Source organism: Streptomyces sp. HUAS TT7 (genome assembly GCF_051550175.1).
GTDB lineage: Bacteria > Actinomycetota > Actinomycetes > Streptomycetales > Streptomycetaceae > Streptomyces.
The window spans coordinates 337,101-357,665 of sequence record NZ_CP196175.1; the positions used below are offsets into that span (position 1 = coordinate 337,101).

Here is a 20,565-nt window from a genome sequence, read left to right on the forward strand (position 1 = left end):
CCCCTCCCGAGACGCAAGCGGAAAGCATCCGAAACGCAGGGCGGGCGAAAGCTCGCCCGGAGGGGCGACCGGCCGTATCAGGCCTCCCGGTTCGACTGTCGGGCCACCTCTGCGACCAGCCGGGCCGTGGCCGGGGTCTCGATCCCGTGGGCGGCCCCGGCGCGGAGGACCGCCCCGCCGATGGCGTCGAGTTCGAGCGGGCGGCCCGCCTCGGCGTCGCGCTGCATCGAGGACTTCATCGCGTGCGGCGCCCGGTCGAAGAACGAGAGCACGGTGTCGGTCGTCACCGGTGTGCCCGCGGCCTGCGCCACGGCGGTGATTTCGTCGAGCACTGCGAGCAGTTCGGGGCGCCGGTCGGTGCGGACGGTTCCGACATCGGTCCGGTGCCGGGTGGTCAGCAGGGCGAACGGGGCGAGGAAGGCGAGCTTGTCCCAGAGCATCGCGGTCTCGTCGGTACGCAAGGTCACACCGAGGCCGGCGTGCCGCAGCCGATCCGCGAACTCATCGAGTGGCGCGGCCAGTTCGAGGTGGGCGAAGGGGCTGGTGTGGCTGATGCGCCCTGGTGCGGTGCGGGTGGCCTCGACCTTGATCGTGCCTGCGACCACCGTGGCCGAGGGGTAGCGCTCGCGCAGCACGGCGACATGGTCGAGGCCGTTGAGCAACGGGATCACGAGCGCATCGCCGAGGGCGGCGGCCGGTACGCGGTCGAGCGCCTGGTCCAGCGTGGTCTGCTTGACCGTCACGACGACGGCGTCCACCGGCTCCCTCAACTCGGTGTCGGCCTTCACCGCCGCGGTGAAGTTCCCGTACTGGGTGCTCTCGACGCGCAGGCCGTCCCGGTTCAGCGTGGCGGCGGTCTCCTCGCCCGCGAGGCAGATGACGCGGTGTCCGGCACGGGCGAGCAGCCCGCCGATCAGGCCTCCGACGCCGCCCGGTCCGAGAACGGCCACCGTCAGGTTGGTTGTGGTCACGTGCACTCCTGTCGTACTTGAAAGACCTGTGCGGACGGACCGCAGTGCTCTGCCCGTCGGTGTGAGGGGCCGTATCCGATCCGTACGGGATTCGGACACAGGCTCTGTGGCGGGTCGACACCCGCCCGCCGTTCACCGCGTCCGGATCGGGTGAAGCGGCGGGCGGGTTGCCGCCCTGGGCCCTGCATCGAGGATCATGCATCCCGGAAACCCAAGTCAATCCACGGGTTTGCTGGCAAATACCCAAGCGATAGCTTGGGTGCCGTGACTCTTGACGATCTTCGTGTCTTCACCGCGGTCTGCCGGGCCGGCTCCTTGAGCGCGGCCGCCCGTGATTTGTCCTGTACGCAGTCCGCGGTCAGCCAGCATGTGAAGCGGCTTGAGCGGGAGCTGGGCCTGAGCCTGCTCGAACGGCATACGCGCGGGGTGGTACCGACCCCGGCCGGGCGCATGCTGAACGCGGCGGTCACCGAGGGCCTGGGGTGCATCGACCACGCGCTGCGCCGAATAGAGGAGGTGGCGCACGCGGAAGGCGGCTCGGTCCGGGTCACCACGGGTGCCACGACCGTACGGCACTTCATGTCGGCGGCCGTTGTCGATTTCCGGCGGCGTTTTCCCCGGGCCAGCCTCGAATTCCAGACCGAGACTTCCAGTCGCGGCTGCTTCGACGCGCTCGCCGCGGGCGGCGTCGACCTCGCGTGGATCACCCTGCGGCCCGCGGCGCGCACCATCGAGCAACATCCGGTCGTCGAGATTCCCTGGTCGCTGGCCGTCTCGGCCACCGATCCACTGGCAGCCAAGACTTCCCTGGAACCGGCCGACCTCCAGGACGCCCGGCTCATCGGACTCCCGCAGAACTCGACGTCGCGCCTCCAACTCAGCGCCTGGCTCGCGGAATCCGGGGTCCGGCCGGTGTTCGACACCAGCGTCACGGACTGGGACACCGCGATCCTGCTGGCCGAGCTGGGCCTGGGCCACGCCGTCGTCCCGGCCCTGCCCGCCTGGAGCGGACCCGGCCACCCCGACCTGCGGCTGATCCCGATCCCCGCGCTCCCGGCACTCACGGCGGGCTGGGCCGTGCGCCGCTGGGACTACCTCTCCCCGCTGGCCCACGCGTTCGCCGAGCTGGTCGCGCACCGTTGCGGCGCGCAGACCGTCCTTCCATAGCCGCCGGTTGAGGGCGGCTACGTTGTTCGGCCCCAGCCGGGTACTGGTGGGAGCGGCCACCTCGGCGGGGCCGGCAGCGGGAGGTCCGAGCGGAGCCGCGAGGCTCCGCCGCGTCCCGCGAGCCAGGCGAGCAAGGCGTGGCCGCTGCCCCTCACACGGGGGCCGGTCGCGGACAGCGTCCAGGACCGCCCGAGGTCCTCGGCGTCGATCCGGGATACCGGGAAGCGCTGGGCGGCCAGTGCGGCAACGGTCCCTTCCAGCGCCCAAGTGACGTATTCCGCAGGCCAGTTGACCGAGGTGTAGCCCAGATCCAGATCGGCGTGATGAGTTTCGAGTTCGCGCCGGCAGCGGTGCAGGGTGAACCACGCCGGGTGCCGCCAGCCGGCGAGCGCGGCGACCAGGGTGGTCCAGCGCTCGGCGGGCATGGACGCCGCCGCGTCGAAGAGCCGGTCCAAGCTGATCCGCAGATCGGCGACGAGCTCGGCACCGCCGCGCACCGCGCCTTCGCGCACCGCACGGTCCAGGGCGGTGGCATCGGCGCGCGGCCCGGGCTCGGCGCCGGTACGGGCGAAAGTCAGCAACCAGTGGTAGGCGTCGGCGCTGCGGGCGAGGTGGGTGACGACATGGCCGCGACTCCAGCCGGCCAACGCCGAGGGCTGACGGGCCTGTTGATCGGTCATCGAGGCAAGCGTGACACCGAGCCGCGCCGCGGAACCACGGACGCCGTCCAGCACTTGGGCTACGTGGGGCGGGGCGATGGCGATGTTGTCGGACACGGGTTCGTACTCTACGGCCAGCCTCCGCAAGCGGGAAGTGACGGCGCTCAGCGTACAGAGGCGTTGAGTACATACTCGCGCGAGGCGTGGACTTCGGTGCGCAGGGTGGGCAGGTCGACGTCGAGGACCCGGCCGTTCCACTTGCGGGGCTTTCCGTTGATGAGTACGGCACTGATGTTGCGGGCGTCGGAGCCCAGGACGACCGTGCCGACCGGATCGTTGAGCGGCATGTTGTTGAGGTCCTCGGCGTGAATGACCAGGAGGTCGGCCTTCTTGCCCGGGGTGAGGGAGCCGGTCGTCCGGTGCAGGCCGTTGGTGCGGGCGCCCTGGAGCGTGGCGAAGTCGAGGACATTGTGGGTGGTGATGCGGACCGGCTCCCGCTCCGTGCCGAAGACGGCGTTGACCGCACGCATCCGCTGGATGGTGTGCAGGGCTCTCATCTGCGTGAACATGTCGCCGGCCAGCGCCACTTCGACATCGATGCTCAGCCCCGGACGGACGCCGGCCGACAGGGCCTCGTCGATCGCGGGGATCGCGGTCTCCAGGCCGATCTGCGCGTCCGAGGTCGGCGCGAGCGCGATGGTCGTGCCGGTCTCCCCTATCGCCTGCCACGCCTCGGGGGTGAGGCCGGTCGCGTGGATGAGGGTGAGGCCGGCGCCGAGGAGGCCGTCCTCGGCCCAGCCGAGAACGGCTTGCGAGGAGGCGGCACCGAACACGGCGTCCACGCTCACACTGAGCCCCAACTCATGGGCGGTGCGGGCGAGTTCAGGACCGTAGGCCAGAGTGGGCCCGGCGACTTCGGCGGTGGCGAGCGCGGCCAGCCGCAACGTCAGCAGTAGGTCGTCACTGCTGAAGTACGTGGACTTGAGCCGGGCCAGGTCGCCGGGCCACTGCTTGTCCCAGTCGCCGAAGTGCGGGGCCATGGAGGCGTGGACGCCCCGGATGCCGGTGTCGATCAGGGCCTGCACGGCGGCGTCGGAGTGTTCGGGGGTGCGGGAGTTGTGGGAGAAGTCGAGCATGCAGGTGATCCCGCTGTCGATCGCGGTCAGCGCCGCGAGCCGGGTCCCGACGTACATGTCATGGGGCCGGTAGACGGTGGCGTACCCGGCCAGCGTGGACAGCACATAGGCGCCGAGGTCGTCGACGTCCGGCATGATCCGCCGTAGCTGGGACTGCCAGGCATGGCGGTGGGTGTCCACGAAGCCGGGTGTCAATATGCTGCCGCCCGCTTCGACGACCACCGCGCCGTCCCGGCTCAGGTCCGGTCCGACGGCCGCGATCGTGTCGCCCTCGACGAGCAGATCGGCATGGTGCAGGACACCGAGTCCGGGATCCATGGTGACGATGGCCGCGCCGGTGAAGAGGATGCGTCGGCCCGGGTCGTGGGACTGCCGCTGGAGCTGGTCGAGGACGGCGGCACTGGTGGTGTCGGCGGGAGGCATGGGGAGGTCCTGTTCATGACGCGGGGGTGGTGAGCCCGTGTGGGGGCTCGCCTGGCTCCCCCAGCTTCGTGCCGCCCCAGGCCGGCACCCAGGCCGCGGTTCGCCTGGGTGCGGCACACCCAGGCTCGCTCGGGGCCCAGCCACATCCCTGGCCATCGGGACCCGCGAGCCGGCTGTGCGAGCGTCCCGCCACAGCTCGGAGCCGGAGGCAGTTGCGCCCCGACCCGCGACGGTCGGAGATCGGCCGCAGCGCGGTGCCACCGGCCTCGGCCAGGTCGACGGGTGCGCCCTTGCCGGGTCAGCTGTCCAGGCGATGCTTGCCGAGCCGGGCGACCATCTCCGGGTCGCGGTGGTCGAAGAACACCGTCGCGCCGGTGTCGAGTGCGGCGATCCCGGCCATCTGGTCGTCGCTGAGTTCGAAGTCGAAGACGTCGAAGTTCTGCGCCATCCGGCCGGGGTTGACCGACTTCGGGATCGTGACGATGCCGCGCTGGATCAGCCAGCGGAGCACGACCTGGGCGGCGGACTTGTCGTGCGCCGTACCGATCTCGCTGAGGACGGGGTGGGTGAACAGATTGTTCCTGCCTTCGGCGAAGCCGCCCCAGGACTGGTGCTGGACTCCGTGCTCGCGCATGAGGTCGTGGTCGGCGGTGCGCTGGAAGAACGGGTGGGTCTCGATCTGGTTGACCGCCGGAGTGACCTCGTTGTGGAGAATCAGGTCCAGGAGGCGGTCGGGGTAGAAGTTGGCGACGCCGATCGCCTTGGCCAGGCCCTCGCGGTTGACGGCCTCCATGGCCCGCCACTGTCCGTAGACGTCACCGAACGGCTGGTGCATCAGATACAGGTCGACGTGGTCCAGGCCCAGCTTGGTCAAGGACGTATCGAAGGCGCGGCGGGCGTTGTCCTGGGCGGGGGCGTCCTGGACCCACAGCTTGGTGGTGACGAACAGCTCCTCGCGCGGGATGCCGCTGCTCTTGATGGCGCGGCCGACGGCTTCCTCGTTGCCGTAGGCGGCCGCGGTGTCGAGCAGCCGGTAGCCGACGGCAAGGGCGTCGGTGACGGCCTGCTCGGTCTGCTCCGGCGGGATCTGGTAGACACCGAAGCCGAGGATCGGCATCTCGACGCCGTTGTTGAGGGTGACGCTCTGCATGGCTTCTTCCTTGTCGCTCGGTGTACGGGGTCGTCGGGCGGTCGTAGGCGTTCAGGGGCGGACGGGCCTGCGGACCACGCAGCTTGATTACCGCATCCGCTCGCTCCGCTCCGTGGGCTGCTCCCGGCGACGTCCACCCTGGACGCAACCTGGTGCTCGACTGCCGCGGCACGCCGTGGGGGGCGCGTCCCGCTCTGCGCGTGGCTCACACGGCGTCACCGGACGGGCAGGACTACCACCAATGAGCCGGGCATTCGGGGGCCCCACGCCGGATCCGGGAGACCGCGTACTCGCCGAGCACCAGCAGCACGCAGGCGGCCATCAGCAGGGGTACGAAACGTTGCGGGGCGGGTTCTTCGAGTGACGGGAGCCCCCTCATTGGGTACCCCTGAGAGCCGGGCCGACGCGCCCGGGCCGACCGCAGTCAGGAACCCCCCTGAGACGGGTTCGGCACCGGAATGACGTTGCCCGCCGCGTTGCACCGTACGGTCCAGACGCCCGGCGTGCCCGCCTCGTGGACCCGTACGTCCACGGCGGGTGGTTGTTTGCCGCCGGGCACTTCGGCATTGGCGGCGGTGCAGACGAGCTGGGTGACGCCCAGGCCACCGCCGTTCATCTTCGCCACCGGGACCGGAAGGTAGAGGTCCACCGCCCCGGGCTCGGCCGTCGCGGTCGGAGGGCCGGGCATCGGGGGCACCTCGGTGATCAGGCCGCGGGCCCGTTCAGCCGCGTCCGGGCCGGCGAGCAGCAGATCGAGGGCTTGCTGCGGGCCGGCCGGGGAATTGACACGGCGGGCTACGGCCTGGACGCCGAAGGGGCTGACGAAGTACAGCTGCGCGTAGGCGGCCACGCTGCCCGGTTCGCGCAGCCCCGACGCGGGTGGTCCGGCCGGTGCCGGGCCGGTGGTTGCGATGCCGCAGCCCGTGAGGGCAACCGTCAGCACGGCCGGCAGACAGACGAGGTGGTGTCTCATTTACGGCTCCTCACCCAGGGGCCTGACCGCGCCGGTCCCCTTCGCCCCGGTCTCGATCGGCCCGGTCTCGATCGGCCCGGTCTCGATCGGCCCGGTCTCGATCGGCAGGGTCACCGTGAACACCGCTCCTGCGCCAGGGCGGTTGGCGGCGGTCAGGGTGCCGCGGTGCAGGCGCACGTTCTCCGTTGCGATGGCGAGGCCGAGGCCGCTGCCTTCGGAGCGGGCCCTGGCCGCGTCGGCCTTGTAGAAGCGGTCGAAGACGTACGGGAGGACGTCCTCAGGAATGCCGGGGCCCCGGTCTGCGATCTCGATCACCAGGGTCTCGTCCGTGAGGCGCGCCGTGACGGTGACGGGCGGTGCGCCGTGCCGCAGCGCGTTGGCGATCAGGTTGGCCAGCACGACGTCCATGCGGCGGGCATCGACCCGTACCCGCACGTCGTGTTCCGGCAGGTCGGTGACCACCTCCTCCGGCTCGCGCCAGCCGCGCAGATCGAGCGTCTTGTGTACGAGGGTGCGCAGCCCGGCGTCGTCGAGGTGGAGGGCGGCAGCGCCCGCGTCGAAGCGGGAGATCTCCATCAAGTCCTCGACCATGCGGGCGAGTTTGCGGGTCTCGTCGCTGATGAGGAGCACCGCGTCGGCGGTGTCGGGGGGCAGTTGGCCGGAGTGGGCGTCCTCGTCGAGGGCGTCGGTGACGGCGGCCATCGCGGCGAGCGGGGTGCGCAGTTCGTGGGAGACGTCGGCGGCGAACCGGCGGGCGTTGGCCTCCATGCGGCGCAGTTCCGCGTCGTCCCGCTCCAGCGCCGTGGCCATGGTGTTGAAGGTGCCGGTGAGTTCGGCGAGTTCGTCCTTGCCCGTGACGTCGAGCCGTGTGTCGAGCGCGCCCGAGGTGATCTTCTCCGCGGCCGTACGCAGTTGGCGTACGGGGCGCAGCACGCGGCGGGCCGCGAACAGGGCCGGGACGGCGGCGAGGGCGAGGGCCGGGACGGCGCCGGCCCAGGCCGCGGTGATCAGCGCGGAGATGTCGGCCTGCTCGGCGCGGAGGGGGAGCGCGGCGTAGACGACGAGGCCCGAGGGCTTCCCGGCCCCCGCGCCCCGGCTGTCGTAATTGACGGGCATGGCGATGAGCAGGCGCGGGCCCCCGGTGCGCTGGGACACGGTGGTGTTGCCCTGCCGGGCCGCGGTGCGCAAGGAGGTGCTGATGGGGCTCGCGGTGCCGATGGGCGGCCCGTCGTTCCGGGAGACGGCGGTGTTCCAGCCGCGTGAGCCGCTTACCCGGTCCAGCTGTTGCGTGAGGCCGCGCAGGTCGCTGTCCGTGGGCTCGGTCGGCAGGTTCGGGGCGAGCGAGTCGACCTGGAGCCGGAGGTCGTGCACGGCCGCGCTCTGGGTGCGCTGGAGGATTCCGCTGCGGGCCTGGCGGAAGGTGAGGGCCGCGGTGATCAGTGCGCTCAGCGCGGAGACCAGCAGGAACGCGACGACCAGGCGCGTGCGCAGGCCCCGCGCCAGGGCGAGTTTCACGCGGGCACCGGGCCGAATCGGTAGCCGAAACCCCGCACCGTCTGGACGTACACCGGGTGGCGCGGATCGTCCTCGATCTTGGACCGCAGCCGCATCACACAGGCGTCGACCAGGCGGGCGTCGCCGTAGTAGCTGTGTTCCCAGACGTCTTCGAGGAGTTGGCGGCGGCTGAAGGTCTGCTCCGGCGCGGCACTGAGGAAGAGCAGCAACTTCAGCTCGGACGGGGCCAGTTGGAGGACCTCGTCGCGTTTTCGGACGCGCAGCGCGCTGCGGTCGATCTCCAGGTCCCCCACCACCGTCGGCCCGGCCTGTACATCCGCGGCGGCCTGCGAGGGGGCGATGCGGCGCAGGACCGCCCGCATCCGCGCCTCGATGAGCGCACCGCTCGCGGGCTTCACCACATAGTCGTCGGCGCCCGCTTCGAGCCCGACCACGACATCCATGTCGTCGCCACGCGCGGACAGGATCACGATGGGGAGCTGGCTGATTTCGCGGATGCGGCGGCACACCTCCAGGCCGTTCATGCCCGGCAGCATCAGGTCGAGGAGCACGAGGTCCGGTTTGAAGGCGGCCAGGGCCTCCATGCCGTCCTCGCCGGTGCCGACCGCCTCCGTCTCGTGCCCGTAGCGGCGCAGCCCCAGGACGACACCGCGGCGTACGGCCGGATCGTCCTCGATCAACAGCACGCGCGTCATGAACCGGGTCCTTTCCACGGAGCCAATGCGCATTCACGGTAATAGCGGTACGAATACTGCCGCATCGCACCCTCGGCGCCTGCCACTTCTGTCCCGGCGAGGCCCGCGAACCGTAACGGCTCGGGGAGCGGTTTCACCGCAGTTGCTGGATGTCGACGGCGGCCGCGCCCGGGGCTGGGGCCGGGATCAGCGCCCACAGAGCGGCCCCGATCAGCGCCAGGGCAGCCACCGCGGCCGGCCCCCGGTGCCCTCGTGCCCAGCCCGAGCGGAACCGGACCGGGTCCTCGACGAGCCGTTTCGTCACCGCGGCGGCAGCGAGCGACACCGCGACGGCCACCGCCGTGGCGCCCCACTCCCCCAGCCCCGACAACCGCGGAAGCAGCACCAGATAGACGGGCCAGTGCCACAGATACAGGCTGTAGGAGAGCTCGCCGAGGCGGCGCGGCAGGCAGCTCGCCGCGATCCGGGCCGTGCGGGTGCCGGGCACCTGGGCGATGACGGTGATCAGTACGGCCGCGGCCAGGGAGTGGAGGAAAAGCCCGCCTTTGAAGAGCAGCGGCGCCTTCTCGCCGTCGGTCACCGTCCAGGCCACCGCGAGCCCGGCCGCCAGAACCAGGCAGAGCGCGTCGGCCGCGCGGCGCGGCATCCTGGCTGCGAGACCGCGTACCGGTGCGGTCGCGGCCAGCGCGCCGAGCAGCAGCGCGACGGCCCGCGTGTCGGTTCCCTCGTACGCCCGGGTCGTGTCCACCGCGGCCCCGAGCGTGACCATCAGGGCGAGGGAAGCCAGTACGCAGAGGCCCGCCAGGACCGCCACCGTGCGCTGGGCGTGCCGGCTCCGGGCGGCGATCGCAAGGACCAGCGGCCAGACCAGATAGAACTGCCACTCGACGGCGATGCTCCACAGGTGGGCGAAGACGCGGGTGTCGGAGGCGTTCCAGTAGCCGACCTGGTCGGTGATGTAGTGCCAGTTGACCGCCTGGCCCGCTACCCACGGCAGGTCGCCCAGCGCGAAACGGAGCTGCTCGGCGGTGCCGAGGGCCCGGACGACCGGCACGGTGACCACCACGACGACGACCAGCGCGGGCAGCAGGCGCCGGGCCCGGCGTACCCAGAACCCGGCGAGCGCCGGCGGACCACCGCCCTGAGCCGCACCGAGCAGCAGCCCGGTGATCAGGAACCCCGACAGGACGAAGAAGAGGTCGACGCCGAGGAACCCGCCGCTCAGGTGCCCGGCGTGGAACAGCAGCACAGCCGCGACCGCGAACCCGCGCAGCCCGTCGAGTGCGGCGATGTGCGCGCGGCCGCTGCCACCGGGGCGCGGGGCACGGTGGCGGGCCGATGCGGTGGACGCGAGAGGGAGAGCAGACATGGGAGCGTTCAGCTGCCGCACTTGAGGTTGCCGTACCGGGCGTCGCCGGTCCACGAGCCCTTCGCCCACTTGTCCACGGGCGCGGCTTCGAACCCGGCCTGCGGGCCCAGCCGTTCGCCCAGCCACTTGGCGAAGGCGGCCGCTCCCTGCTGGCAGTTGTGGATGCCGTCCGAGGAACGCTGGGCCCTCGCCGCGCCGGGATCGGTGCCCCACAGGTGCGCGGAGTCGAGGAACACGGCCGCCCCGCCGCTGTTCTTGGCGGCTTCCTCCGCTGCCTTGGGGGCGGTACGCATCTGGGGCTCGTGCTTCTTGTAGAAGTCGTCGATCTTGACGGGCGGGGCCGATACGAGGACGAGCTTGGCGCCCGCGTCCTTGGCGGTCCTGGCGAGCTTCTCGTAGGCGGCGCGCTGCTTGTCCTGCGAACCCCAGTCGTAGGTGGTGACTTGGTAGACGATCACGGTGGGCTTGAACGACCCGATGTTTGTGGCCAGTTCCTTCCAGGTGTCCTCGGATATCTTGCCCGTGATCTCGTCGCCGCCGTCGACGACCGTGCCGCCGCCGTCCGACGAGGCGTCCTTGAAGGTCACGCCACTGGCCTTCAGAGCCGCCCCCAGAGCGGGTGCCTCCGCGCCGGCGATGGAGTCACCCACCCACAGCACCTTCGCACCGCTGCCGGTCGCCCCCGCCTTCGTCGGTCCCGCCGCGTCCGCGCCGCTCTGGCTGTCCTGGCTGCCGCAGCCGACCAGAGCGGCACCGAGCACGGCGGCGACGGCTGCTGCACACAGGGCGCGCGGAGCGAGGCGACGGGAACGAAGATGCCCGGTTGAACCGGAATAGTTGCTGTTCATGCCGCCAGCAAAACAGCACCCAGGGAGCCTCGGGCCGGTTGTCATCGTCCGCTCACACAACACAAAAAGAGCTGTCAAAGAGCGGCCGAGCCTGCTGCGGCCCTGAGGTGCGGACCGCGGACGCCGCATGCCCGCCAAGGCGAAACGGCCGACAGCACGCGTACGGGCGTGCCTCCGGCTGCGGTGCGGCGGAGGCTCAGGCAGACTCGCCGGCCCGGCGGCGGTTTGCGGCAACGACGAGTCCGCCGATGACCGCCAGCGCCATCAGGACGGCGGCGAAAAGGGTGGCGCCCCGCGTCAGGCCCACCGCATCGCTGAGGTAGCCCGCCGACACCGGCAGCACACCGGCGAGCACGTAACCACCAACGTTGAGCGCCGCGTTGGCCTCGGCGAGGCGCTGAGGCGGGACACTGGAATTGAGCAGGGACAGGCCGCCCAACTGCCCCATGCCCTGGCCCGCGCCGGCCAGCAGCGCGGAGGCGATGAGCACCGGGACCGACGAGGTGTGCACCGCCACGACGAGGGTGACCATGCTGAGCGTGGTACTCGCGGCTCCGGCGGCCAGGATGGTGCGCCGGGACAGTTTCTGGACCGCGAACTGCACACCGGTGGCCGTGAGGAACATGGCGAAGGCCATCGCCCCGGCCACCACCCGGCTGGTGGTTCCGAGCAGGCCGGACAGCAGGGATGGCCCGAGGGACAGCACGAAGGAGGTCGCCGTGATCCCGGGGGCGAACACCGCGACCCCCAGGGCGAGTTGGCTGCCGCTGCCCTGCGGAACGCCGGGAATGCGGACCCAGCTGCCCCGGGAAGACGCTTCGGGGCGACGCACGGGCATCCGTACGACGGCGACGACAGCGGTGAGCAGCAATGCCGCCTCGACGACGAACACGGTGACGGTGGGGGCGGGCAGCGTCTCGGAGAGGACGCCGGCCAGGAGCGGGCCGAGCCCCGCGCCGAACACCATGGCGCAGGAGGCCAGCAGGGCGGCACGGCGCTTGCGGTCCTGTCCCGCGACATCCGTGACGGCCGCCATCCCCGCCGAGACGACGGCTCCGACGGCGATTCCGGTGAAGAGCCGGGCCACCACCAGGGCGGCCACCGACGATGCGGTGGCGAAGATCGCGCACGCCGCCAGCGCGAGAGCGAGTGCCGGCAGAAGTACGGGCTTGCGTCCGAGCCTGTCGGACACCACCCCCGAGACCAGCAGCGACCCGAGCAGGCCGACGATGTAGAACGCGAAGATCACTGTCAGAGTGCCCTTCGAGAACCCGATGTCACGCTGCCAGAGCACGTACAGCGGAGTCGCCGCGTTCGACAGGACGAACACGGCGGTAACGGGCCAGGCGGCCAGCCAGATCCACCATGCCGGGGCGGCAACCGAGCCGCCCTGCCCCTGCGGCGCCTTGGTGCGCCGCTCCTCAACCACCGCGCCTGCAAGCTTTGTTCGACTCCCCGACATAGCCGTCCCCTCCATCGAGTCCAGTACGAGATAAGTCGAACTTAGCATGCAGTACGATGAAACTCGTACAGAGGATTCGCGAGATGAGGCGACGCGGATGCCACGGGCGACGCGGCCCACGCGGACGAGTCGCACGAACCGCATGACTTGCGTGACTCGCATGACCTGCACGACGTACATGACCTGCACGACCTGCATGACTCGCGTGACGAGGACGCTACGAGGAGGGCCCATGCCATCGACGACGCGCCGAGCGGCCGCCGCCATCAAGACCCCCGCAGAACCCGAAGGGCTCCCCCAGCCGCTGCCCGAACCATCAGTCGGCGAACTGCGCCTGGAATCCGTGCTGGGGGCGCTCAGCGACCCCCTGCGTCTGACCATCGTGCGCAAACTCCTCCTGGAGTCGGAACACTTCGACCACCCCTGCGGCTGGTTCGGTCTCGACCGCCCCAAGTCCTCCCTCACCCACCACTTCAAGGCGCTGCGCGAGGCGGGCGTCACCAGGCAGCGCCAGTACGGCCTCGAACGCCGCAGCCAGGTACGCGTCGACGACCTCAACGAGCGGTTCCCCGGACTTCTCGATCTGGTCGCGGCGTGGATGCCTGAGCACCAATAGGGCCTCTTTGCAGGGGAGCGCCCTCAACCTCGCGGCTGCCGCCCTCGCCATCCTCTTGGTACGCAAAATCACGGCCAAGCAGGACCGCAAGGCCACTCACGGGCCTGTCGCCGCGGCATGAGCACTGCCCCGCGAAGCTCCGTGGGCCGAGAGTACGTACAGCAGTGCCAGGCTGATCAGCCAGCCGGCCACTGCCGAGAACTGGTTGATCATGAACTTGAACGCCTGGCCCAGGAGCAGGTCCACGAGGAGTGCGGCGCGCAGAGTGCGCAGTGCGGTGTTCCGGTCGCGGCACAGCAGGGCCGTACCGCGTACGGAGAGTACGAGGGATGCCACTGAGCAGGCGAGTGCTCCCGCGATCGCGGTCCACTGGGTCTCGTCGGCGAGGTTGCCCGTGAGGCCGTCGGCGGCGATGGCGACCAGCAGGAGTGCCGCCTGAAGTGTCGCACCCCATGCGGCGATGTGGACGGACTTCCGGCTGCCGGACACCCGGGCCGTCAGCCAGGCGCGTACGCGCTGCGCCGCATGGTGGTGTGGGCGGAGGCCCCGGGCGGGGCGCTCGGGGACCACTTCGAGCAGGACCGCCAGAGCCGCGTCGAGCTCGGTGGCCGGCGCGCCGGTGTCGCGCAGGCGCCGCAGGGCCTCGTCCCGTTCCTGCGGGGTGAGGCCTCGGAGAACGCCGTGGAGCGCGGTGTCGGCGGCGGCAGCCGAGCGGCTCTCGACGGGGCCCGCCTCCCTGTCACTGCGCCCGCGCCGCGTGACCCACCACGCGAGGCCGGTCAGCGCGACGAACGTCAGGTAGATGATCCCCGCGGCGGGCCGGTAGAAGTAGCCGTCGACGGAGACCAGTTTGCCCACCTCGTCGATGAACAGGCCGAACCCGACGCCGCCGATCACCGCTCCGCGCTGCCGGGAGGCGACTCCGGTGAAGACGAGCATGACCAGCAGCCCCGCCAGCATCAGCAGCCCGCCCCACAGCATGTGGGCGATGTGCAGCCCTCCCTTCCCCGCCCCTCCCCCGAGCTTCGGGTAGTCGGCGAGCGAGAGGAACGCACGGGTCGCCAGGACGGTGACGACACCGACGAGAACGAAGAGCCGAAGGTGCGCCGCGGCGCTCGCGGTACGCAGGAATCCGTTGGTCACAGGCGTACGGGACATGCCCCCAAGCCTCACCCATGCGCCCCGCCCGCTCCATGGGGCCAGCACCCGTCTCCCCCACGGGCTGACCCCCGTCGGGAGGGGTGTGGCCAAGTGCCCGCGGGTGGATGCGCATAGGGGGCGTCCTACGTCCTACCCACCCTGACCGCCGCCGGAGTCCGGGCCCCACCGGAGATCACTGCACGCCCATGGGCCACCCCGCGTGTTTGCCGCGCCTCGCCCCCCAGTAGCTTCTTGACCCTCACACCGTGTCAGGTGGTCAGCTCGGAGACATCATGTTCACCATCGGAGACTTCGCCCGGCACGGCCGCGTTTCGGTCCAGATGTTGCGTCACTATGACGCGACCGGTCTGCTGCATCCGGCCCACGTCGACCCCGCCAGCGGCTACCGCTACTACACCGCCGCCCAACTCGCCCGCCTCAACCGGATCATCGCGCTCAAGGACCTCGGATTCAGCCTCCAACAGGTCCAGGACATCGTGGACGAGAAGGTCGGCGCCGAGGAACTGCGCGGCATGCTGCGGCTGCGGCGGGCCGAACTGGAGACCGCCATGGCTGCCGCATCAGCGCGGCTCGTCCAGGTCGAGGCGAGGCTCCGAGCGATCGAGAGCGAGGGGCACATGCCCACCAATGACGTCGTCATCAAGAGCGTCCCCAGCGTCCGGGTGGCGGAACTGACCGCAATCGCCGCGAGTTTCGGGCCCGAGGACATCGGCCCCGTCATCGGGCCGCTGTACGGCGAGTTGTTCCAACTCCTCGGCTCGGCGGGCATCACCCCGACGGGCCCCGGTGTCGCCTACTACGAGGACGCCCCGGAGGACGGCGGCAGGGTCCTCGTCCACGCCGCCGTCCAGGTCTCCGCCCCTCTGCGGGACGGCGCCTTCCACGTCCTCGACCTGCCGTCCCTCGACCAGGCGGCGACCATCGTGCACCGTGGCTCGATGGACACCGTGCTCCCCACCGCCCAGACCCTGGCCCGCTGGATCGACGCCAACGGCTACCGGTCGACCGGATACCCCCGCGAGATCAACCTGGAGTGCCCCGAGAACCACGACGACTGGGTCACGGAGCTACAGGCACCGGTGACCAGAGGCTGATCGGCCGTACCCCGGCCTGACAGTCCGGCACATGGTGGGCGCAGACGCGCCTAGGGCCTGTCTGATGAGTCGGTGACGAACCGAGAGGAGAACTCGTTCTCAGGCATGTGGGACGGGGAGATCTCAGTGACGCGGAGTGGGCCAGGCTGAAGCCGTACTTGCCCAAAAATGTTGGGCGGGGCGGGCGTTTTGGAAGTGTCACCGCAGGGTGATCAACGGGGTTCTGTTCCGGTTGCGGACCGGTATCCCGTGGCGCGATCTGCCATCCCGGTTTGGTAAGTGGCAGACGATATACGACCGGCATCGCCGCAGGTCGGCGGACGGCACCTGGGAAATGCTCCTGCGAGCCGTGCAAGCCGATGCCGATGCGCAGGGGCGAATCGACTGGTCAATGGCGAGCGTGGACTCGACGATCTGCAGGGCCCACCAACACGCTGCGGGTGCCCGTCACCGGGCCCCGACGGTGCCGGGCAGACGAGCCCGGCCGGCCCACCACCGGGACAAGGTCTTGGCCGCTCCCGCGGCGGCCTCACCACAAAGATCCACGTGGTGGGTGAGGGCGGCCTGCGGCCCCTGGCCCTACTGATCACACCCGGACAATGGGGCGACGCGCCTCAGATGATTCCGGTCCTGGAGAGCATCCGCGTCCCGCGGCCGAAGGGCAGGCACCCGCGCACCCGCCCGGACCACCTCAGCGGCGATCGCGCCTACAACTCTCGGCGCAACCGCCGCTACCTGCGACGCCGACAGATCAAGCACACCATCCCTGAGCCGAGGAATCAGCAGGCCAATCGCTTGCGCCGTGGGAGCCGAGGCGGCCGGCCCGCCAGCTTCGAGAAGGCCCGCTACGTTCGCAGGAACGAAGTGGAGCGGCTGATCGGGAAGTTGAAGACCAACCGGGCAGTTGCCACGAGGTTCGAGAAGCGGGCCTATGTCTTCCACGGCACTGTGACCGTTGCGGCCATACGCCTGTGGCTTCGTGCATGACCCGTCAGACGGAACCTGACCGGCCCTGGTCTGCCGCCCCGGGTGCCCGGGGCGGCAGAGCAGCCGCCTACGGGGCGATGATCACCTGGAAGGCCTCGCCGTCGAGGATGCGGTCGGACCGCACCGCCGCGCCGAATTCTTTACTGCCCGCATCGACGTTGTCCTTGTTGGTGACGTGGCCGCGTACACAGGGCGCGTTTGTTTTGACATTGCCGTTGCGCAGGACCTTGACGTTGCTAACGTCCCATACGCCGCCCACTTGTTGGGGGAGGATGTCCACGCACTGAGTGCCCGCTTTGCCGCCCTCCTGGGTCGCGGCGAAGGGGAACTCGTCACAGGAGTCGTCCGGCACCGAAGGGTCTTTGACGAACCTGTCCGGCGCCCGATTGCAGGTGAGGTCTCGACTGCGGTTTTTTTCCTCTTCGGTCATTTTCTTGTAGTGCAGGGGTTTGTTCTTGGTGCCCATGCTGAGGGTGGTCAGGTTGTTCTGTGCCCACTCGTAGGTAATGGCGGCGGCCCGGTAGAGGGACCTGCGGATGGTCACGTTGGCCATGTGCTCCGGGATGACGCAGCCCGTCCAGTCGCCGGTCTTGCCGTCACAGCGTATCTGGGGGCCGACCCAGTCGGTGTTTTTAGATGGCAGGGGCGTCCCCGGAACCAGGAGCCTCATTTCCGCGTGGTATTGAGGCTGGACCAGCGCCTCGGCACCCGGGCCGACCGGAGAGTTGTAGTCGATGGTCCCGGCGACGTGTTCATCCTTTTTCGACAGCGTCGCCACGAGGGGTGCCGACGCGGAGCACTGCCCGGTGCAGATGGCCTGCAGGTCCAGTTCCACGGCGGGAATATTGTCCGATTTGCTGTCCAGGGCGACGATCACGCTCTCTTTCCAGTTGGAATGCGGCACGGCCTTGAGTTTGGAGTAGATGTAGAGCCTGCCCTCAGCGATGCCGATCACCTCCTTCTGGTCGGGGCCGTAGTAGATCCACCTCAATTCTTTTTCAATGCAGTACACGAGGCGGGTGGAGTTGTCGGGGGGCTGTTTGCCGCACAGGGCTTCCGGGCTTTCCGGGTCCGGTTGGTCGTCGCGGGGAGCGGGGGCAAGAGCACGTGCGGTGGCGGGGGCGGGGGCAGACGCCCCGGGCTTGGCCTCGTAGCAGGCCCACGCCGCGCCCTTGGGGGCCCCGTTGCCGGAGGGGACAGCCGTGCAGGTGCCGTGGCCCTGGGGGGCGGGCCGGGCCGTGGTCCGGGCAGCGGCGGCCGAGGAGGTTCCCAGGGCCAGCAGGGCGGCGGTGAGGGCTAGTGAGGCTATCGCCGCCAGCAGTCGTCTGACGTGTTCGTGTTGGCGATGTAAACGCCGCAAGGGCATGTTCGTTTTTTCCTTCTGTTTCCGATTGACGGGGTTTCGTGCCCGCACTGGATGCGCTCGGGGCTCGTGCGGACGCTGCCGGGCTGGTCGTCGGGACCGGCGTTTCTGCTTCCGGCTCACCGCCAGACGCCGTCCGGCTCGATGCGCTGAATCCCCTTCTGTTGAGCCGACTTTGTCCGCGCCCAATCGTTCATAGGGTCGTTCACGCCGGCGCGCAATCATTCAAGGCGCCACGGCTGCCGAAGGCCATCGGTTTCAGAATGGGCAAGTTGGCCGAATATCGTGATGGCTTGGTGGCAGTCGGCTGCCTCGGCGGATGATGAGAGGCCGGTCCGGCGGTCCCTGGTCGTCGAGGTGACAGCAGCAGAATCACGACTGCAACAGCCAATTTCTGCGGCGCCGGTGGCGGATCTTAGCTCCGCGGATGAAATCTTGATGAACCACGGGCACGTCAAGGCTTCCTTACAGCCCATGAAGGGTCATGGATTTCGCCTCGGACCGGCTGGTTCCGTCATCGTCACTGCGTCGCTGCCGACGCTAAATTCGCATTGATCGACCACCATTCCCCACCACATAACTGGCAGAGCTCCGGCTTGGGTTCGACATGACGCCCGGCCGGGGAAAGGGCATGATGAGCCACTTGAGATCTTCCGGCCGCTGGGCCAGAGGGCTGGTCGCCCTCACCGCGACCGCCGCGTCGACGCTTGCCGCCATAACTGCCGTGGCCGGCCCCGCCGCCGCGGCAGGGCATCTGAAACCCGCCACAACCGCCGGCAATCCAAAGCTCGGCGACGCCTGCACCTCCGCCGATCTCGGTACCCGCCACCCGATCATCAAGAGCGCCGAAGTCACCCCCACCATCACGCACTTCAAGGGCTGGTACGTCACCCAAGGCTCGACCGGCAACCAGAGCGTCAGTACGAACACCACGGAGACGATCTCCGTCTCCGTCGGTCTCAACGGCACCGTTCAGGGCAGCTTCGCCGTCGAGGCCCTCGGCTCTGTCGGTGCAAGCCTGGGCCTGAATGTCCAGGTCAACTACACCCACACATCCAGCACCAACAAGTCGATCTCGTGGAACTTCTTCCAGCCCGGCTACTACGGCCTGTACGAGGGGACGAAGAAGGTCACCGGCACCTACGGCAGCCTCAACTGCAACCGCTCGGATGCGGGCGGCCTGAAGTGGACCGAGGGCCCCGACACCGGCAGCTACACCACCTACACCACTCTCGAAGAAGGCGCGGTGCGCTGCGAGGACAAGGTCCCCGCCAACAGCATCATGGCCAAGGCCCAGGGCCTGTTGGACTGCGGCTCCCCCGCCGCCACCGCGAAGCACCCGGCAGGCCCCGTCCCCTCGGCCAAGGCCGACCAGGCCAAGCACGACGCCGACAACGCAGCCACAGCCGCCAAGACCGTCCAGAGCATGAAGGCCACCCAGGCGGCCAAGCCCGCCACGCGGGCCGCCGCCCTGAACTGCCAACCCGCCGTCTACAGGATCGACGTCCCCGGCAAGCCCCTGAACTGGAGCGCACCGCTCCTGGCCAACGACGGCATCCGCCTGCGCGAATCGAACTTCTTCAGCGCCCACCTCGACAACTGGCGGCTGTGCAATGTGACGGAGAACAACGGAGTCATCGAAGCATCCCTGTGGAACTGGGGCAACGGCGGTTGCGCGACCATCCCGGCGGACATCGCCAACCAGGAGCAGGCCTACCTGACGACAGCCACCTGCGGGGAGGACGACCTCCAACGGTTCTACATCTACCGTGACGTACCCGGCAGCACGAAGATCGGTCTGCAGAACAAGTACACCGGCTCCATGATGGGCCACGACCGGTACGCGGACGGTGAGTTGATCCGCCAGTATTCCAGCGGCAGGCAGGACGGCACGGGTACGTACACCCTGACCGGAGTCTGACGGCCCCCACCAAGTGAGCGCGGCCCCGCACGTGAACCCCCGGCCTCCCGGTTCCGTGCGGGGCCCTCCGCGCCTCCACTCCGAGCCCAGCGCCCGCGGCCGAACGTCCCCCGCTGCATGCGGCGAACCCCTGCCAAGGTGGTTCGCGCTTCAACCCGACGACAGAAGCGAGCTCAACTCATGCGTATACGATGCCTGTTGGCGGTGGCCAACGAGTTCTCGTCTCGGTTCGTCACCGACCCACCAGACAGGCCCTAGAAAACACGCCGACCCGGCCCCGGATCGCATGATCCGGGGCCGGGCCCACGGAGCGCTCCGCCGATCAGCCGGCCGCGCGGGGTGGTGTCCCGGACCGAGACGCAGAACGCTCTCGACGCCTTCCAACGGGCCGTCGAGACGGGCGGCTTGCAGGGTCTGCTCGACATCCTCTCGCCGGATGTCGTCCTCATGGGTGACGGCGGCGGAATCAAGCAGGCCGTGCTGCGGCCCGTCGTGGGGGCCGACAAGGTGGCCCGCCTGCTGATCGGCGGGCTGATCAGGGTCGCCGCGCCGTCGATGCGGCCGGCGCAGGTCAACGCGTACCCGGCGCTGATCGTCCGGCTGGACGACCAGCTCGACACCGTCATCACCCTGCGCGTCGACGACGGCCTCATCACCGGGCTCTACGCCGTCCGCAACCCCGAGAAGCTGTCCCGGATGGAGAGGGAGACCGCGCTGCGCCGCTGAGTCCCGCGCAGGACGGCTCCCTTGTTCGGCCGTCGCCGCCCGACAGGGCTAGTGGGTGAGCAGGTAGTGCGCCTCCGCGGCGAAGGCGAACAGGGACACCGCCACGCCGACCGCACCGGTCGCGATGCTCGTCCGCTGGACCTGCCGCGCCTTCTCCGGGGTGCGCCCGCGCCGGGCGTACGACGTGCGGATGCCGCGGAAGTCGGTGATGACCGCGATCCCGAGAAAGAACGGGATCAGGAAGACCAGGACCGCCATCGTTCCTCCTCGGGAGCGGGCCGTCCGGCCCGGGGCACGTGCTCCCGGGCCGGACGCGTTGAGCGTGCGTG

General features: G+C 69.8%; 17 protein-coding genes and 2 pseudogenes. 6 read left to right on the forward strand and 13 right to left on the reverse strand.

The genetic code is table 11. The features are described 5' to 3' along the window. Nucleotides 1-77 precede the first annotated feature (77 nt). Nucleotides 78-971: a ketopantoate reductase family protein gene (locus ACSHXC_RS01655; RefSeq protein WP_438289786.1), complete on the reverse strand. Its 894-nt coding sequence runs from the start codon at nucleotides 969-971 to the stop codon at nucleotides 78-80. A gap of 264 nt (nucleotides 972-1,235) precedes the next feature. On the opposite strand from ACSHXC_RS01655, the gene ACSHXC_RS01660 reads away from it, so the two are divergent. After that, nucleotides 1,236-2,138 (forward strand): LysR family transcriptional regulator, encoded by a 903-nt coding sequence (locus tag ACSHXC_RS01660; RefSeq protein ID WP_438289787.1) that lies wholly within the window; start codon nucleotides 1,236-1,238, stop codon nucleotides 2,136-2,138. Nucleotides 2,139-2,155: 17 nt separating this feature from the next. Here ACSHXC_RS01660 and ACSHXC_RS01665 read toward each other — a convergent pair whose 3' ends face one another. The 9 genes from ACSHXC_RS01665 to ACSHXC_RS01705 all read right to left on the reverse strand — a co-directional run bounded on the left by ACSHXC_RS01665 (nucleotide 2,156) and on the right by ACSHXC_RS01705 (nucleotide 12,368). After that, nucleotides 2,156-2,914 (reverse strand): maleylpyruvate isomerase family mycothiol-dependent enzyme, encoded by a 759-nt coding sequence (locus ACSHXC_RS01665; RefSeq protein ID WP_438289788.1) that lies wholly within the window; start codon nucleotides 2,912-2,914, stop codon nucleotides 2,156-2,158. 47 nt (nucleotides 2,915-2,961) lie between these two features. Next, nucleotides 2,962-4,356: an amidohydrolase family protein gene (locus tag ACSHXC_RS01670; RefSeq protein WP_438289789.1), complete on the reverse strand. Its 1,395-nt coding sequence runs from the start codon at nucleotides 4,354-4,356 to the stop codon at nucleotides 2,962-2,964. A 298-nt stretch (nucleotides 4,357-4,654) separates the two neighbouring features. Continuing rightward, nucleotides 4,655-5,506, reverse strand: a complete 852-nt coding sequence (locus tag ACSHXC_RS01675; protein WP_438289790.1) for an aldo/keto reductase — start codon at nucleotides 5,504-5,506, stop codon at nucleotides 4,655-4,657. 424 nt (nucleotides 5,507-5,930) lie between these two features. Beyond that, nucleotides 5,931-6,479, reverse strand: coding sequence for a hypothetical protein (locus tag ACSHXC_RS01680; protein WP_438289791.1), 549 nt, complete (start codon nucleotides 6,477-6,479; stop codon nucleotides 5,931-5,933). Continuing rightward, nucleotides 6,480-7,994 (reverse strand): ATP-binding protein, encoded by a 1,515-nt coding sequence (locus ACSHXC_RS01685; protein WP_438289792.1) that lies wholly within the window; start codon nucleotides 7,992-7,994, stop codon nucleotides 6,480-6,482. Then, a complete protein-coding gene (locus ACSHXC_RS01690) occupies nucleotides 7,991-8,689 on the reverse strand; it encodes a response regulator (protein ID WP_438289793.1) in 699 nt (232 codons plus the stop codon). The genes ACSHXC_RS01685 and ACSHXC_RS01690 overlap by 4 nt, the downstream gene beginning before the upstream one ends. Nucleotides 8,690-8,822: 133 nt before the next feature. Beyond that, entirely contained in the window at nucleotides 8,823-10,058 is a 1,236-nt protein-coding gene (locus ACSHXC_RS01695) for an acyltransferase family protein (RefSeq protein WP_438289794.1), read from the reverse strand. 8 nt (nucleotides 10,059-10,066) lie between these two features. After that, nucleotides 10,067-10,906 (reverse strand): SGNH hydrolase domain-containing protein, encoded by an 840-nt coding sequence (locus ACSHXC_RS01700; protein ID WP_438289795.1) that lies wholly within the window; start codon nucleotides 10,904-10,906, stop codon nucleotides 10,067-10,069. A gap of 196 nt (nucleotides 10,907-11,102) precedes the next feature. Further along, complete coding sequence (locus ACSHXC_RS01705; protein WP_438289796.1) at nucleotides 11,103-12,368, reverse strand: MFS transporter; 1,266 nt, start codon at nucleotides 12,366-12,368, stop codon at nucleotides 11,103-11,105. A gap of 232 nt (nucleotides 12,369-12,600) precedes the next feature. On the opposite strand from ACSHXC_RS01705, the gene ACSHXC_RS01710 reads away from it, so the two are divergent. Continuing rightward, the gene (locus ACSHXC_RS01710) at nucleotides 12,601-12,984 is read left to right on the forward strand and encodes an ArsR/SmtB family transcription factor (RefSeq protein ID WP_438289797.1); all 384 of its coding nucleotides are present in this window, start codon (nucleotides 12,601-12,603) and stop codon (nucleotides 12,982-12,984) included. Between the two features lie 96 nt (nucleotides 12,985-13,080). Here the strand turns inward: ACSHXC_RS01710 and ACSHXC_RS01715 are convergent, their stop codons facing one another. After that, complete coding sequence (locus tag ACSHXC_RS01715; protein ID WP_438289798.1) at nucleotides 13,081-14,142, reverse strand: hypothetical protein; 1,062 nt, start codon at nucleotides 14,140-14,142, stop codon at nucleotides 13,081-13,083. Nucleotides 14,143-14,417: 275 nt separating this feature from the next. On the opposite strand from ACSHXC_RS01715, the gene ACSHXC_RS01720 reads away from it, so the two are divergent. Both ACSHXC_RS01720 and ACSHXC_RS01725 read left to right on the forward strand, forming a co-directional pair. Continuing rightward, complete coding sequence (locus tag ACSHXC_RS01720; protein ID WP_438289799.1) at nucleotides 14,418-15,239, forward strand: MerR family transcriptional regulator; 822 nt, start codon at nucleotides 14,418-14,420, stop codon at nucleotides 15,237-15,239. 107 nt (nucleotides 15,240-15,346) lie between these two features. Then, nucleotides 15,347-16,226: pseudogene (locus ACSHXC_RS01725) on the forward strand (IS5 family transposase). Between the two features lie 67 nt (nucleotides 16,227-16,293). On the opposite strand, the gene ACSHXC_RS01730 reads toward ACSHXC_RS01725, so the two are convergent. Further along, nucleotides 16,294-17,592, reverse strand: coding sequence for a NucA/NucB deoxyribonuclease domain-containing protein (locus tag ACSHXC_RS01730; protein WP_438289800.1), 1,299 nt, complete (start codon nucleotides 17,590-17,592; stop codon nucleotides 16,294-16,296). A 631-nt stretch (nucleotides 17,593-18,223) separates the two neighbouring features. On the opposite strand from ACSHXC_RS01730, the gene ACSHXC_RS01735 reads away from it, so the two are divergent. Continuing rightward, entirely contained in the window at nucleotides 18,224-19,510 is a 1,287-nt protein-coding gene (locus ACSHXC_RS01735) for a hypothetical protein (protein ID WP_438296386.1), read from the forward strand. A 327-nt stretch (nucleotides 19,511-19,837) separates the two neighbouring features. Continuing rightward, nucleotides 19,838-20,236: pseudogene (locus ACSHXC_RS01740) on the forward strand (RNA polymerase subunit sigma-24); the annotation flags it as partial. Nucleotides 20,237-20,284: 48 nt separating this feature from the next. On the opposite strand, the gene ACSHXC_RS01745 reads toward ACSHXC_RS01740, so the two are convergent. Continuing rightward, entirely contained in the window at nucleotides 20,285-20,494 is a 210-nt protein-coding gene (locus tag ACSHXC_RS01745) for a hypothetical protein (RefSeq protein WP_438289801.1), read from the reverse strand. Between the last annotated feature and the right edge of the window lie 71 nt (nucleotides 20,495-20,565).

Coding starts and splice junctions, on each gene's coding strand:
- ACSHXC_RS01670 (WP_438289789.1), bottom strand. CDS start 4,356: ATGCCTCCCGCCGACACCACCAGTGCCGCCGTCCTCGACCAGCTCCAG.
- ACSHXC_RS01675 (WP_438289790.1), bottom strand. CDS start 5,506: ATGCAGAGCGTCACCCTCAACAACGGCGTCGAGATGCCGATCCTCGGC.
- ACSHXC_RS01680 (WP_438289791.1), bottom strand. CDS start 6,479: ATGAGACACCACCTCGTCTGTCTGCCGGCCGTGCTGACGGTTGCCCTC.
- ACSHXC_RS01690 (WP_438289793.1), bottom strand. CDS start 8,689: ATGACGCGCGTGCTGTTGATCGAGGACGATCCGGCCGTACGCCGCGGT.
- ACSHXC_RS01695 (WP_438289794.1), bottom strand. CDS start 10,058: ATGTCTGCTCTCCCTCTCGCGTCCACCGCATCGGCCCGCCACCGTGCC.
- ACSHXC_RS01700 (WP_438289795.1), bottom strand. CDS start 10,906: ATGAACAGCAACTATTCCGGTTCAACCGGGCATCTTCGTTCCCGTCGC.
- ACSHXC_RS01705 (WP_438289796.1), bottom strand. CDS start 12,368: ATGTCGGGGAGTCGAACAAAGCTTGCAGGCGCGGTGGTTGAGGAGCGG.
- ACSHXC_RS01710 (WP_438289797.1), top strand. CDS start 12,601: ATGCCATCGACGACGCGCCGAGCGGCCGCCGCCATCAAGACCCCCGCA.
- ACSHXC_RS01715 (WP_438289798.1), bottom strand. CDS start 14,142: ATGTCCCGTACGCCTGTGACCAACGGATTCCTGCGTACCGCGAGCGCC.
- ACSHXC_RS01720 (WP_438289799.1), top strand. CDS start 14,418: ATGTTCACCATCGGAGACTTCGCCCGGCACGGCCGCGTTTCGGTCCAG.
- ACSHXC_RS01730 (WP_438289800.1), bottom strand. CDS start 17,592: ATGCCCTTGCGGCGTTTACATCGCCAACACGAACACGTCAGACGACTG.
- ACSHXC_RS01735 (WP_438296386.1), top strand. CDS start 18,224: ATGAGCCACTTGAGATCTTCCGGCCGCTGGGCCAGAGGGCTGGTCGCC.
- ACSHXC_RS01745 (WP_438289801.1), bottom strand. CDS start 20,494: ATGGCGGTCCTGGTCTTCCTGATCCCGTTCTTTCTCGGGATCGCGGTC.